The organism is Pedobacter sp. UYP24, assembly GCF_054057295.1.
Window position 1 is genome coordinate 142,869 of sequence record NZ_JBSRZD010000003.1, and the last position, 14,598, is coordinate 157,466.

Genomic DNA, 14,598 nt, shown 5'->3' on the forward strand with positions numbered 1-14,598 from the left:
TGAAAAAGACTGTTACTTTGATGTATTGCTACAAAGACGCTCTTTTGGTGTAGTAAAATGGTACTTCTACGTGCCGCTTGCTGTTGTCCAAGATTAGATTTGCCGCCACAGTTCCCATAAACTTAAAATCTGTAGATATAGTAGTGATGCCATTTAATAAGATCTTTTTTAATGGTGTTTCATTATAGGAGATCACGCCTATATCTTTTCCTATTTTAAAGTTGAGGCTAATCAGACGCTCCAGCAGGATCACCAAATCCGCTTCCATCAAATTAATAAAGACCTCTCCTTCGTTTATTGGCTCATCGCTAATATTGTTGACCACATAGTGAGAAAAGGCATATTGCTGACAAAAACGATGGAAACCATCCAGTATCTCTTTTGGGAAATAGCTTTTTTTAGGGAAAATGATCTTTAATGTATGATACTTACTGAGTTCTTCCTTAGCCTGCTCCAATGCCTCATAAATATTCTTCTCAAAGTTCTCGTAAGCAGCTGCATATTCTCCATCTACTCCTGATATCTTTTTATCCAGCAGGATAAGCTTTTCTTTAGGAATCTGATTAATGATATCGCGTGCAAGCTCCTCTCCTTCTATAAAATGCGGGATCAAAACATAGTGAGAATAGTTTTCCTTTTTATTGGTAAGAAAGCGTTTAAAAAGCCTGAAATCATTGTTGTAGATATAAAAATCAACCGATACTTCATCACCAAGTGCGGCGACGAAGGCATCGTATACAATTTTTTTATGTGCACTCAACTTGTTAAAAAGCAAAAACACTTTCAGTTTCTGTTTAAAGTCTACATTGGAAATGTAATACCCCTTACCAGGTACAGATTTAATTACCCCAATATTCTTAAGGTATTTATAGCCCTTCTCTGCGGTATCCCTAGATATTTCAAGTTTAATACTTAGCTCATTTATAGAAGGCAGCAAATTCTCTTTATCCAGCTTCCCTTGTTCTATCGCATCAATAACTGCACTCCCCAATTGCAAATATTTAGGTGTTGCAGAATATTCGTCAATGCTAATAAAATCGAAGAAAGATGCTGGCTTCATAATTATTTTATCTCAAATAGGTATTGACCTGCAGTGATATTTAATTTATCGGGTACAGGCTTACCAGCACTATATGCCTTTTTACCAGCCATAAATGGGAAGTAAACGGTAGCAGTTGAGTTTGCAGGCACAGTTACATTATAAACCACCGCATCGCCATTGCGCTTCCATGAAGAAATGATTTCGCCATACGGACCGGTATGCTTTGCTTCAAACTGATCTAATCCGGTTGCAAAGTTTGGTTTCAGTAAAACATTTTTAAAGCCAGGTGCTGTCTCGTCTGCTTTAATACCACCAAGGCCTTTATAAAGCCAGGCACCTACTTCGCCAAACATAATGTGGTTTAATGAAATGTCACTCTTCGCATCAATTCTCCAATTCTCGTATAGCGTAGTAGCTCCGTTTACAATCCACCAGCCCCATGATGGGTAGGTTTCTTGTGCAGCAATTTTATAGGCTAAGTCTGAATATCCATTCTCACTCAATGCATTCAGAATAGCTTTTGTACCTAATAAGCCAACATCAAGGTGATTATTACTTGCTTCTACTTTTTTAGCAAGGTTAGCCGCAACTTTGGCCCTCATATTATCAGGAACTACATTCCAGTACAAAGGCATGCACAATTCTGTTTGCATACCTGCACCGTAAATACCAGTAGTGGTATTAAAAAATTTAGCGTTAAATGCATTTTTTATCTTTATAGCAAGCGCAGCATACTTTTGGTAATCATCCATTTTTCCAAGTAACTTGGCAATTTTTGACAGTATAACCGCATCTGCATAATAATAAACTGAAGAGGTAAATTCTACAGGAGGCTTATCGCTAACTGGTACCCAGTCGCCCAATCCCCAAGTAGTTAGGCCACTCGGACTGATATCTGTAATGTGGTCAACGTAGCGTTTCATGTTAGGGAAATTGGAAGAAAGAATCTTATCATCTCCATAATACAAATAGATGTTCCATGGAATAACAGCAATGGTGCTGGTCCAGTCTGGCCCATTACCCCAATCATACCCCCACCCATCGGTTGGAATTATGGAAGGAAGCACACCATTTGGTTGTTGCTCATCGCGGTGATCTGATAGCCATTTTTCATAAACTGTAATCCCATCAAAGCTGTACAAACCAGTTTCTACAGCTATCTGTGCGTCACCTGTCCACCCATTCTTTTCCCTGGTTGGGCAATCTGTTGGGTAGCCAAAAAGATTTGACAAATAAGAGTTGTTAGCAGCAAACCAGATCTTTTCAAGCGTTGGATTAGAAGATTTGATCTCACCAACTACTGGCACGTCGCTATGCATAAAAAAGCCAACTAAGCTATTTTTAGTGAGGTTTATAGGCTTACTGCTGGTTACTTCTACATACTGAAAACCCTTATAGTTAAAGTGTGGAGTAAAAGACTCTTCGCCCCTGCCACTCAAGGTTACAATATCTACTTGAAATGGATCAGTATCATCCGTAGGTCGATAATGCTGGTCTATGTTAGACATATCTGCGCGACCATTTTTATACAATCGTTCCGCATGTTTCAACCTAACCACCGTGCCTGCTTCACCACTTAAACTGATTTGGCTTACACCTGCAATGTTTCTGCCCAAATCAAATACGTATGCAGTATCGTTAATTTTATTTACACTAATTGCAGGTATTTTTTCGACGTTTCGAATCGGGTGCATTAGCTGCGATACCACGTTACCGGAAGGTGCAGTTCTCAGCCCTGCATTTTTCCACTTAGCATCATCAAAGTTTACAATATTCCAGCCAATTTGCTCCAAGCGCGCATCATAATGTTCCGCTGTATAAATGCTATTGAATACTATCGGGCTTAAAGATGTTTTCCAATCACGGTCTGTAGAGACAGTCTCCACACTTCCATCACTATAAGTTATTCTTATATCCAAACAAAAGGTTGGCCTATTTCTCCAGGGAGCTTTGTGAAAATCCCACACGGCAGTAGATTGGTGGTTGTACCACCCATTACCCAACAGTACGCCTACAGCATTCTTGCCATTCTGCAGTTGCGACGTTACATCATAAGACACATATAAGGTACGCCTATCATACCGGGTAAACATAGGATCCATCCTGTGATTACCTACTTTTCTGCCGTTTAAGTACAATTCATATAATCCGCCGCAGGCGATATAAGCCCTTGCAGATTTTATCTTCTTTTCTGCACTAAATACTTTTCTAAAGTATGGGGCAGCTTTAACATTCATATCATTACCATCACTAATCCATGCCCCTTTCCAATTGGCCATAGTCATTAGTCCAGTTTCAAAGGTAGATACAGCAGTACTAGAAACTGTTAAACCATCTTTACCCCAAATTTCCAACAGCCAGTAATATTTAGTGTAGGGTTCAAGAGATTTACCTTTATAGTTTACCAGGCTGGTAGAAGAAAGCATCTTGCCTGAATCCCATGAATTACCTTTCTTGCCAATCACATCCAGTGAATCTTTACCAACAAAAATTCGATAAGCAAGTTGCTTTGCCCCCTGTCGCGTGTCTTGCATCATCCATGAAAGACGAGGATTTGTCATGTCAATTCCTATTGGTGCTACCAGATGCTCAACTTGAAGGCTAACGGGCTGAGTAACTGAACGACCATATACAGTTGAGGATAGTAATATAGTCAACAGAAAAACTCCAGGAAATACGTAGTGACGTTTAAAGATAATTTGGATAAAAGATTTCATGTATATTAATGTGTGCTGATACAAGGTAAGCTATTTAGTATTTATATTCAAAATGATAATTACCAGAGCCAATCTGCTCCGTTTTTCCGCTCTTAGGCAGGACAACAGTAGCTTTTGAATTTGCTGGTACAGTTACATCAAGCTTAAACAGCCCATCTGTTAAAGTCCAAGATGATTTAACAATACCATATGAGGTATTTAACTCTCCCGATGCGCTTGTAAGTTTGCCTCCTGGTATAGGTTTGATCATGATTTCTTTATAACCTGGTTTAGCAGAAACAGGATTGATACCTGCCACATTTTTATACATCCAGTCACCAATTGCACCATAAGCATAATGGTTAAAAGAATTCATATCAGGTGTCTGAAAACTCCCGTCTGGCTTAATGCCGTCCCATCTTTCCCATATAGTGGTTGCTCCCATTTTTACAGGGTATAACCATGACGGATAACTTTCTTGCATTAGTAAGTCGTAAGCAACGTCCTCGTGACCAAATCTGCTCAGCACATGACATAAATATGGAGTACCTAAAAAACCAGTTGTTAAATGGTTACCATAATCTCTAACATTAGCCACCAATCTGTCTGAAGCTTGTTGCCTCAATGGCTCAGGCAGCATATCAAATTGTAGTGCCAGTACGTATGCCGTTTGCGTATTAGAAACTAGTTTCCCATTAGGCGTCATATATTCTTTAACATATGCTGCCTTTACATTTTGAAGTAGATTGGTATATTTTTCAACGTCTTCTATTTTGCCCAGCACAGTTGCGGCATTGACCAGTAGTTGTGTAGAATGCGCGTAAAAAGTTTGAGCAATCATGTATTTATCAGTTACCGCAGCGCGACCGTCATTATCATCATTAGGACGATAAAACAACCAATCTCCAAAGTGAAATCCTGTATTCCATAGGTTATCCTTAGCTCTTGATGTGATAAAGCCAACCCATTTCTGCATACTTTCATACTGCACTTCTAGTATTCTCTTATCGCCGTAGGCTACGTACATCTCCCATGGAATAATAGTACTAACGTCAGCCCAGCCTGCAGCGCCACTTTGCCCGTCGTCCATTACATTTGGTATTACGTGAGGAATAGCCCCGGTTGGTGTTTGATCTGCTTTAACATCTTTCAACCATTTGGTAAAGAATCCTGAAACATCCATATTATAAGCTGCAGTTGCAGCAAAAGCCTGAGCATCACCCGTCCAGCCTAAACGTTCATCTCGTTGCGGACAATCTGTTGGGACATCAACAAAATTTCCCTTTTGCCCCCATTGAATATTGTGCTGTAATTGATTTAAAAGTGCATTAGAGGTAGAGAATTTACCTGTAGCTTCCATATCTGAATACAATGCCACACCAGTTAGATCTTCTAATTTAAGTTCCCCCGGATAACCATCTACCCTAACATACCTAAATCCCTGAAAAGTAAAATGAGGTTCAAAAACTTGCTCCTGTTCGCCTTTTAAAATGTAATGATCCTGAGCTTTCGCAGTGCGGAGGTTTTCTGTGTAGAAGTTACCTTCTTTGTCCAGAACTTCTGTATGACTTAAAGTTATTTTTTTACCTGCCGGACCTTTTGCTTTTAGCATCACCCAGCCTACCATATTTTGTCCAAAATCAACTACAGTTTCACCTTTAGGCGTTTTAAATATTTTTAGTGCTTTAAAAGTTTCATGTTTTTTAACAAGAGGGCCGCTCATACCTACTAATTGTTCTGTTCCTTTATCGATAATCCTGACTGTCTTCCATGAAGCATCTTCCTGGTAAGCCTTGTTTGTCCACCCCAGCTTTTCCATCCTTGCATCGTAAGTTTCACCATCGTAAATATCAGATGCCAATATTGGCCCATCACTGGTTTTCCAACTATCATCACTATTAACGGTTTCTTTAGTACCATCCGTATATTCTACTTCCAATTGTAATAATAATGCCCTACTGTCACCGTAAAAATTGTGCTGATAACTAAAACCTATTCTACCCCTGTACCAACCGTTTCCAATAGTAACGCCAATTGCATTATTTCCTTTTTTTATAGAACTGGTTACGTCATAAACTTGATATTGCAGGTGTTTCCTGTAACTTGTCCAACCTGGTGCGAAATAATAATCGCTAACACGTTGACCGTTTATATTAGCTTCGTAGAGCCCTTTTGCAGTGATGTAAATTGTTGCAGAGCGAACAGACTTAGACAGAGAGAATGCTTTCCTGAATAGCGGACTGACAGGTGAATCGTCTTTACCAGGAACAGTTATCCATTTGGCAGTCCAGTCTGCCAGTTTTAAACCTGTTTGAAAAAATTGTACCGCAGACCAGGGGGAAGTATTTCCATGATTGTCTTTTACACGTACCTGCCAGTAGTATTTGGTCTTACTGGAAAGAGATGCTCCATCATAAGCAACTAGAACAGACTGGTCTGTAACTTTGTTACTCATCCATGATCCTTTGCCTTCCATCTTTGCACTTTTACCAAGTTTTATTTCATAGCTAGTCTGGTTAGTATTTTTTGCAGAAGCATTTATTTTCCAGCTAAATCTTGGATTTGGACTATCCACACTCATTGGATTAATTTGGTGCTCTACTTTTAAATCGTAAACACTCAGCTTCTGTGCCACTGCAATATTGGCAAATGGAAATAATAATGTGAATAACAGTGCTATTAATAGCCTACTTAGTTGCTGATTCATAAATGGTTAGTCTTAAAATTAATGACAAAAGATAACTTTACTAGTATCAGCAATATTTTTTAAAAAGCTGTCATGCACTGTCCTGCATTAACAATGTAATCCCTTCTAATAGTTCTGTCCAGAAAAACAGATTATTTAATAGTTAGCAAAACCATTCAAAAAGCCCATATTCAACAAAGAGTGTACAAAATACACTATGGTATGAATGTTGTTAGTATGATCTAAGCAATGCAACGCGTCGCTAAATGACAAAAAGATTTTGTGTGTTTCTTAAAGGGTATATCGTGTGTTTTGTACCCTACAATGAAATTTTAAAATATCCTGGTTCATACAGGTTTATATTTGGTTAGAAAAGGGATGTACCTGGATGGGACATCCCTTTTTATTTATACATTATTTTTATCCTGTATCAGTTGTAGTAAAACTTCTAATCTGTATTCAATAGGCGCTTGAATCCTTGGGGAAGTATTTACCCTCAGAATTCCTACCTGCTGTTTAATATACCCTGGTACATCTGGTATATATGATCCTGGAAATAAATGAATTGATTGCGGCAGATCTATGCCATGAAATGATGCTTCGTATTCGTCTGGAGTCATATTTCAAAGATAAGAATTCGTTTAGAACATGTGGCACGAAAGTAGTACATACACATACAATCAAAACATTTATCGTATGAGAATACCTAGGTTAAACACAACTAAGATTAAAAGAGACTTAAAAGCAGGTTTATCAGACCTTTCAGAAGGGGGTTTCCATAAAATTTATAGCCATATAGATCAATTAAACATCAAAAAGGGCGTTGATAAAATGGGGATAGATAAATTCATTAATCAATGTGCCTACCTTGCTGCAGGATCTGGGATAGTTACAGGTGTAGGAGGTTTGAGTACCGTTTTGATTGGTATACCTTTGGATATAATCAATTTGATCACGCAACAGTTTAGGGTTACTATGGCTATTGCTTACCACAATACTGGCAGCTATCAATTTCCATTTGAAGACTTTTTTAAAATTGTAGCCTCATCATTGAAAGCAGATACTGGGATCGCTATTTCGAAAAATGTGATGGAAGAAGTAGCAGAGAAGATCTTAATGAGTTTAGGTTCTAAAACAGCTCAACGTTTAATTCCTGTAGTTGGCGCGGTGATTGGTGGCACCATCAATTATCTTTTTATTAAAAGAATTGCAGATGCAGTGAAAGAAAAATACGAACCAATTATCCATATTTAAAGTAATTTTCACTAACAGAAAAACGGGTTGCTTTTGCAAACCCGCTCTATTTATTCTCCTTCGCAAAAGTTAAATATTCTTTGGATTGAAAGCGCCATGCTCCCTATCATTCTTATAGTTTAAGGCGTCGGCTTCATCACCATTATCTTTCTCATTTTCCCCTTCACGCATTTCCTTTATGCTTAAATTGGAATCGATATTATGCTCGCGTTTGTCTTCCCGACCACTAAGTTCTTTGCTATTTTCTTGATGCCCTAAAAAACCAGGGTCTACATCAGCATTCTCAAATGCTGTATCATCATTAATTTGCTTATTTGGGTTATTCAAATCTCTAGTTTCCATAACAGCTAATTTTAATTATAGATGTAGAACAAACAAAATAGATTAAGGTTTAAATTTATATTGGTACTTAATTACTTTACCAACATTGAATCCATCAGTTAACAAAATAACCTGACCATCTTCTATATCATTTTCATTATACTCAATTTTAATAGTTTTTGATTCTCCTGGTAATAAATTAAAAAAATTGTCTGTGTAGAAAGCTGGACTGAGACTAGTTCCTTTAGAGGTTTGTAGTTTGAGTTGCGTAAAAAATGAAATGACATTAGATGGGTTTCTTATTTTTACCGTCACTTTACCTGTTTTTGTAAAGGAAGCCTTTACATCTAATTGCGCTAATCCGATATCTTTAATAGACTGAAAACCTGAAACTGCTGGACCAGTAAGTGTCCAAGCCCCCTTATAAGAATCTTTTGATCGCCAATAAAAGGAATCTGACACTGCTTTTCCTTTACTGTTTTTAAGGATTAGTTTAATAAAGTGAACCTGCGAAATAGGCTCCGAAAACGCTAGTTTAATCGCATCTTTTACTAACCCATCGGCTGGTATATCGATTAAAGCGAGCTTAGTCTCAATTTTTTTAGAATTAATGTCGTACACATCAGCGCTAAGCTGATAATCTTTAAAACCAATTCGGTAGTCATTATACACGGATACCGTATTTTTAAGATAATCAAATTGAGCATGTAATGGTTCAAGACCATCCTCAGAATAATATAATGCTGCCGTAGGTTCAAGACTCCAGTCGTACATTCTTCCACCAGTTTGCCTAGTGGGACTATTGTGGTACCAGAATAGAAAGCCCGACGCCCACCTATCACCGAAGGAAAATTTGTTGTAATTCCACACCTCCCATATGGCGCGATAATTTAACGCCCCTACAAATTGTGCTTTCTTAGCAAATTCATCTATGGAATTCGATAATCCAAACTGATTAACCGCATCGGTGTATTTAGTTGTTATCTGATGAAAGCCATTCCCATCCATATAATCCCATATCTTTTTGTTAATTGGCCAGAGATCCTTTTCAGGCATCATTGCACGTAACGACTCTACCGTAGGCAAGCAAGGTGTACCATACTCTGGATTAAAGCCATCTACCCTACTGCCTCTTTTGGATGCAGTATTTTCAAAATATTGCATTGGATTTTCATACTTATAAGGACTTCCGTCATGCACACCACAACATTCAGATTGCATCTGATAACCTCTTGTTGGATCTAAGGATTTTATGAGATCGGCAGCTCCTTTAATTTCGGTAGATTCATTGGATGACACATGATAAGCCAATGAAGCATGGTTTCTGATTCTTTTAACAGTACTCTCAAGGTTTTCCAGGTACAAAGGAACTTCTGTTGGGAACTGCGTATCGCCGGTTAACCAGTACTCATTCCACACTAAAATACCCAATTCATCACATTGTTCAAAAAAGTAGTCAGATTCGGCAATACCACCACCCCAAAGTCGCAATAAATTTAAACCTGCCTGCTTAGTATACTGAAGTTCAGCGTGGGTTCTCTTTACATTATTTCTAAGCATGGCTTCAGGAACCCAGTTAGAACCCCTGATAAAGACCGGATACCCATTCACTAAAAATCTTCTGGATCTATCTGGTGTATTTTGATCTGATGTGATCTCCCTTATTCCATACCTTATGCTTTTAGCATGACTAACTTGACCTTTTTGAACAAAACTAAGTTGCAAATTATATAAATTTTGCTTGCCCTTATTAACAGGCCACCACAGTTTTGGATTTAAAATATTTAAGACCTTAAATTTTTCTGCAGAGAAGACTATTGTTTTACGTTCGTGAGGTTGCAATTTTACTTCTTGTTCAAAACTAATGGCTAATTCTTTTACATGCCCCTTAAGTAACCCATTTTGCAGGCTTCCTGTTGCGTTGTAAACTTCTACTGAAACTGTTTCCTTAGCAGATGTTGTATCAGGAAGCGGTAATTTGGTTTGCACAAAAGGATTTTCCAACAAAACATTCCCGGTAGCATATACTTCTACATCTCGCCAAACACCTGTGTTTCTATCTCTTACGCCATCCGGCAAAGTAAAGTCCCATCCAACGCTCATCAGCATAGTAACATTCTTTCCAATTTCACCGTTTCCACCATTACTATTCTCGCCTACAGCTCCATTGCTTTTCTTATTCTTAGGACCACTACTACCCTGTAATGTCTACAGGAGAAACGTTAACCGCGATTACATTTTGTTTACCAGAATTGATTAGTTCCGTTACATCAAAAGAACGTGTATTGAACATACCGTTCAGATTTCCTAATTTTTCACCATTAAACCAAACTTCGCTTTTGTAGTTGATACCATGCAACTTGATCCATATGCGTTTCCCCTTAAAACTGGCGGGCAATGTAAATCCGGTCCTGTACCAGTAATGATAAAAATCCCGGCCAGCATCTGCAATGTCAGGTATAATATTGTTTGTTCTTCTATTCACATCTCCCCAATAAGGATCAGGATAGGTTTTGTCTTCTATTAAGCTCGTAAGGATTGTACCAGGCACTACCGCTCTTTTCCAGCCAATAGAGTTGTATCCAATCGTGGAAATTATTTCTCCGCCAGCTTGAGCTTTACTAACCTTTTCCATTTGCCAATTCGAATTTCCACCATGCAGAGCAGATGAAGTAAGGAAAAATGACTGTTCTGAAGAGGCCGTGGACAGACTTCCTGTCTGTGCCAAACAAGGCACTATAGTCATTAAAAAGAGCACTACAACGATGTATTTCATGGGATTTTTTTTAGCAAACCTTAATGGTCTCTATCCCAATAAAGGGACCTAATTTAATAATTTTGGATGAAATATGGCTAATTCCAATTGCATAATGGTGCCGGTCCGTGAGAATTCCAGGTCTCAACAAATGCCTTAGCGCCTGCGCTAAACTTATAGCGACTATTCGTATATGTAGGGCTTTAAAGCCCTTTTCTGGAGTATCTATCAATCCCAGGTTAACCACTTCAGCTCCCAAATTTGAAAGGTTTGCGGCTAACTGCGCTACTTACCCTGAAAGTCTTGATTCATGGCCTTCAAATTGCGCCCAATATGCTTCCAGTCCGATTCCAAATAGCCCAATCTTTAGTTGAGGGTGTGTATTCTTCATAATATAAATCTAGAAATAATATTGGGTTTCCTATATTGCACTAAACTACATAAGCTATGAAATCAGACGGTATAAAACCTAAAAAATTCAGTATTCCAGCGTTTATTATCAATTTGATTATTCCGCTAAGCTTTGGAGTAATAGGTGCAGTTTTGACACAGGCATCGGTAAAGACATGGTACCTGACTATTGATAAACCATCATTTAATCCACCTAATTGGATCTTTGGGCCAGTGTGGACTACGCTATATATTTTGATGGGAATATCAGCCTACCTTGTCTGGCAAAAAAGAGATCAAATTGAACATTTTCCACGAACCATTGCGACATACATTATACAACTCGTTTTAAACCTCTTTTGGTCTTTCCTTTTTTTCTATTCACATTTAATAGGAGCAGCATTCTATGAAATTATTGCACTTCTTATTGCTATAGTTATTACAGCAAGGATATTTTATAAGATAGACAGAACGGCCGGATTACTATTCATTCCATATATTGCATGGGTCAGCTTTGCAACTGTATTAATGTACACCATTTATAAATTGAACTAGGTTTCAAAAGGACATTAAAAAACCTTAATTTTAAAATGTGCTAAACTGGAAAATATATCTTTTTCTAATACCTGTTTTCTGTACAATTGCAGGTTATGGGCAAAAGGTAGGTCTGGTTTTGAGTGGAGGAGGTGCTAAAGGTATTGCTCATATTGGCATTTTAAAAGCGTTGGAGGAAAACCAAATTCCCATCGATTATATTACTGGAACTTCAATGGGTGGTATTGTAGGAGCAATGTACGCCGCAGGCTATTCTCCGGCACAAATAGAAAAAATTGCCTTGAGCAGTGATTTCCAGGATTGGGTTGGAGGACGCTACACAAGCGATTACAACTTCTTTTTTCAGAAAAAAAGTATTAATCCTTCCATTTTAACTGCTAAACTATCAATAGATACCAACCTTAGGTTAAATTTCCGTTCAAATCTGGTTAATGATATCCCGCTAAACTTCGCTTTACTGGAACTGTTCTCCCAAGCATCTGCCATTTCTAAAGACAACTTCGATAACCTATTTGTTCCCTATAGATGCATGGTTTCAGATGTATTGTCGCAAACTAGTATTACAGTAAGCAAAGGAAGCTTGGCAGAAGCTGTAAGGGCAACCATGACAGTTCCTTTGATATATAGACCTATTAAGCTGGACGATAAATATGTTTTCGACGGGGGATTGTACAATAACTTTCCAGCCGATGTGATGAAGAAAAGTTTCCATCCTGATATTATGATCGGATCTAACGTATCTTCAAAAATATTTAATGAATATCCTAAAACAGGCGATGAACGGTTAATGAACCGCCTTATGGTATTTATGTTCCTTTCAAAATCAGATTCAACATTGATTGGGAAAAATGGAGTATATATTCAGCCAAATCTGGCAGATTATTCTGTTTCTAACTTCAACCCTGTAGCAGCATTAATTAAACAAGGTTATGATGCCACAATTGCTGAGATGCCCCAGATAAAAGAAAAAATTAAACGCCGTGTTGATCAGGAAACCCTAATTGATAAAAGAAACAGCTTCAATAATAAAAAGCCAAATTTAGTATTTAGTGGAGTCACTGTCTCAGGGGTAAATTCACAGCAAAAAAAATACATAGAGCGATTGTTTAAAAGGGATCAAAAAACCTTTAATCTGAATGATATTAAAAAAGGCTATTATAAATTGGTAGCTGATGAAACTTTTGAAACAGTTTATCCTAAAATATCATATAATCCAGTTACCGATAGCTATAATTTTGAGATTGTAGCAAAACCACAGAAAAGCTTTACAATAGATTTCGGTGGAAATATTTCTACAAGACCAATTAGCAATGTATTTTTAGGTGTACAATATAATTACCTTAATAAAAAGTCATATACATTTGGCACTAATCTTTATTCCGGCAGGTTCTATGAATCAGTGCAGCTAAGTGGCCGTATCGATTATCCATCAAAATTACCTCTGTTTTTAGCTGCAGATTTAACTTACAACCACTTTGACTACTATAATTCCAGTTCAATTTTCATAGAAAACCCCAACCCTACGTACATTGAACAGGCTGATAGAAAGATAGGGCTTAAAATGGGAATACCACTCAATCGCAATACACGCATTACACTGGGTACTTCTTTTGTAAATAACAGCGACGAGTATAGTCCTGATAACCAATTTAATGTTGGTGATGAATTGGATAAAACCATTTTTAATGCATCCAGATCTTCACTTACATTTGAACAAAATACCTTAAATAGAAAACAGTACGCAAATAAGGGGCGTAATTTTCTATTCAGTTTAAACTTGTTTGCTGGGCGTGAGAGTTTTAGATCAGGAAACATCAAAACCAATCCTAACATATTGAGCGCGCTGCCCACTACAAAAATGATTGTAATCAGCCAGTACAGACAATGGTTTAACCTCAAGGTTAGTGATGAAAACTATTTCTTTAGAAACGGAAAATATGTACTAGGCTACGCTGCAGAAGGAGTATTATCTAATCAACCATTGTTCAGCAACTATTATTCTACATTGCTGGCAGCACCCTCCTTCTACCCATTGCAAGACAGCAGGTCGTTGTTTTTAACAAACTTCAGGGCAACTAGTTATCTGGCTGGTGGATTAAAAAACATCTATTCCATAAGAAGGCACCTCGATATCAGAGCGGAGGGTTATGTTTTTCTACCTTACCAAAAATTCGACAAAGTCGGATTTCAGGGTGTGGAGCACGATAAGCCCTTTACAAAATGGGGGTATGCCGGTACAGCAGGCTTAGTATACCATACGCCTATAGGTCCAATTAGCCTTAGTTATAATATGTACAATGATCCAATAAAAAGAAACGGCGTTTTATTACATTTGGGCTATCTAATTTATAATAAACGATCCTTAGAATGAGAAAAGTTTACTTGTTAATATTGTTACTATTTGCATTCAGCATCTGCTATGCTCAAAATTCTGAAATCAATAACTTTTTAGTAAAAGAGAGCCTGCTCAAGAATAGCAAACTGGCGATTATAGCGGCTGATTCTTTGGGTAGCCCAATTGAAACCATAAACGGACTTTACACTTTTACCGTGAGCGGCTTTACCCAAGAGGTAACTTTTCACGATGGTATCGCAATTCTACCCATGCAACTGGAAAGCTCTGCTTTCGTCTATGTTAAACATCAGAATGATAAGGGGACGCACAGTAAGCTAATTTATGTATATAAAAAAGAAGGAAATTTATCTCCCTATGCCTTCAGTAGTTTTTGGATGGTACTATTTCCGGTCATTTTAATAGTATTAGCATTTGCTTTTCGCAAGTTTATCATTGTCGCCGTAATACTTATGCTGATCTTCATCTATTTTAACCATAGCAACGGATTAAACCTATCTACATTTTTCGAAACCATATTTGATGGGTTAAAAAACGTATTCTAAG

General features: G+C 37.7%; 11 protein-coding genes. 4 read left to right on the top strand and 7 right to left on the bottom strand.

What is annotated here, in order from left to right; genetic code table 11:
- Positions 1–28 precede the first annotated feature (28 nt).
- From ACVWYN_RS08920 to ACVWYN_RS08935, 4 genes are all read right to left on the bottom strand, one after another.
- Complete coding sequence (locus ACVWYN_RS08920; protein WP_457288501.1) at positions 29–1,060, bottom strand: GntR family transcriptional regulator; 1,032 nt, start codon at positions 1,058–1,060, stop codon at positions 29–31.
- A 2-nt stretch (positions 1,061–1,062) separates the two neighbouring features.
- Positions 1,063–3,759, bottom strand: a complete 2,697-nt coding sequence (locus ACVWYN_RS08925) for a family 78 glycoside hydrolase catalytic domain (protein WP_457288502.1) — start codon at positions 3,757–3,759, stop codon at positions 1,063–1,065.
- 34 nt (positions 3,760–3,793) lie between these two features.
- Entirely contained in the window at positions 3,794–6,445 is a 2,652-nt protein-coding gene (locus ACVWYN_RS08930; RefSeq protein WP_457288503.1) for a family 78 glycoside hydrolase catalytic domain, read from the bottom strand.
- Positions 6,446–6,831: 386 nt separating this feature from the next.
- Positions 6,832–7,044: a DUF6965 family protein gene (locus ACVWYN_RS08935; RefSeq protein WP_457288504.1), complete on the bottom strand. Its 213-nt coding sequence runs from the start codon at positions 7,042–7,044 to the stop codon at positions 6,832–6,834.
- A 76-nt stretch (positions 7,045–7,120) separates the two neighbouring features.
- Between ACVWYN_RS08935 and ACVWYN_RS08940 the strand changes: the two genes are divergently transcribed.
- On the top strand, positions 7,121–7,678 hold the full coding sequence (locus ACVWYN_RS08940; protein ID WP_457288505.1) for a hypothetical protein: 558 nt from the start codon (positions 7,121–7,123) through the stop codon (positions 7,676–7,678).
- Positions 7,679–7,747: 69 nt separating this feature from the next.
- Here the strand turns inward: ACVWYN_RS08940 and ACVWYN_RS08945 are convergent, their stop codons facing one another.
- The 3 genes from ACVWYN_RS08945 to ACVWYN_RS08955 form a co-directional block, all read right to left on the bottom strand.
- Positions 7,748–8,020, bottom strand: coding sequence for a hypothetical protein (locus tag ACVWYN_RS08945; protein WP_457288506.1), 273 nt, complete (start codon positions 8,018–8,020; stop codon positions 7,748–7,750).
- Between the two features lie 42 nt (positions 8,021–8,062).
- Positions 8,063–10,108 carry a glycoside hydrolase family 2 protein gene (locus tag ACVWYN_RS08950; protein ID WP_457288507.1) on the bottom strand — a complete coding sequence of 682 codons (2,046 nt, stop codon included), beginning with the start codon at positions 10,106–10,108 and terminating at the stop codon, positions 8,063–8,065.
- A gap of 85 nt (positions 10,109–10,193) precedes the next feature.
- On the bottom strand, positions 10,194–10,775 hold the full coding sequence (locus tag ACVWYN_RS08955) for a glycosyl hydrolase 2 galactose-binding domain-containing protein (RefSeq protein WP_457288508.1): 582 nt from the start codon (positions 10,773–10,775) through the stop codon (positions 10,194–10,196).
- Positions 10,776–11,201: 426 nt separating this feature from the next.
- On the opposite strand from ACVWYN_RS08955, the gene ACVWYN_RS08960 reads away from it, so the two are divergent.
- The 3 genes from ACVWYN_RS08960 to ACVWYN_RS08970 are packed head-to-tail and all read left to right on the top strand — an operon-like array spanning position 11,202 to position 14,597.
- Positions 11,202–11,699, top strand: a complete 498-nt coding sequence (locus ACVWYN_RS08960) for a TspO/MBR family protein (RefSeq protein ID WP_457288509.1) — start codon at positions 11,202–11,204, stop codon at positions 11,697–11,699.
- A gap of 37 nt (positions 11,700–11,736) precedes the next feature.
- Entirely contained in the window at positions 11,737–14,070 is a 2,334-nt protein-coding gene (locus ACVWYN_RS08965; protein WP_457288510.1) for a patatin-like phospholipase family protein, read from the top strand.
- Positions 14,067–14,597, top strand: a complete 531-nt coding sequence (locus tag ACVWYN_RS08970; protein ID WP_457288511.1) for a hypothetical protein — start codon at positions 14,067–14,069, stop codon at positions 14,595–14,597. The genes ACVWYN_RS08965 and ACVWYN_RS08970 overlap by 4 nt, the downstream gene beginning before the upstream one ends.
- Position 14,598: the final 1 nt, after the last annotated feature.

Bases quoted from the DNA above. Each gene is read 5' to 3' on its own strand.
- ACVWYN_RS08920 (WP_457288501.1), bottom strand. From the start codon at position 1,060: ATGAAGCCAGCATCTTTCTTCGATTTTATTAGCATTGACGAATATTCT.
- ACVWYN_RS08925 (WP_457288502.1), bottom strand. From the start codon at position 3,759: ATGAAATCTTTTATCCAAATTATCTTTAAACGTCACTACGTATTTCCT.
- ACVWYN_RS08930 (WP_457288503.1), bottom strand. From the start codon at position 6,445: ATGAATCAGCAACTAAGTAGGCTATTAATAGCACTGTTATTCACATTA.
- ACVWYN_RS08935 (WP_457288504.1), bottom strand. From the start codon at position 7,044: ATGACTCCAGACGAATACGAAGCATCATTTCATGGCATAGATCTGCCG.
- ACVWYN_RS08940 (WP_457288505.1), top strand. From the start codon at position 7,121: ATGAGAATACCTAGGTTAAACACAACTAAGATTAAAAGAGACTTAAAA.
- ACVWYN_RS08945 (WP_457288506.1), bottom strand. From the start codon at position 8,020: ATGGAAACTAGAGATTTGAATAACCCAAATAAGCAAATTAATGATGAT.
- ACVWYN_RS08950 (WP_457288507.1), bottom strand. From the start codon at position 10,108: ATGCTGATGAGCGTTGGATGGGACTTTACTTTGCCGGATGGCGTAAGA.
- ACVWYN_RS08955 (WP_457288508.1), bottom strand. From the start codon at position 10,775: ATGAAATACATCGTTGTAGTGCTCTTTTTAATGACTATAGTGCCTTGT.
- ACVWYN_RS08960 (WP_457288509.1), top strand. From the start codon at position 11,202: ATGAAATCAGACGGTATAAAACCTAAAAAATTCAGTATTCCAGCGTTT.
- ACVWYN_RS08970 (WP_457288511.1), top strand. From the start codon at position 14,067: ATGAGAAAAGTTTACTTGTTAATATTGTTACTATTTGCATTCAGCATC.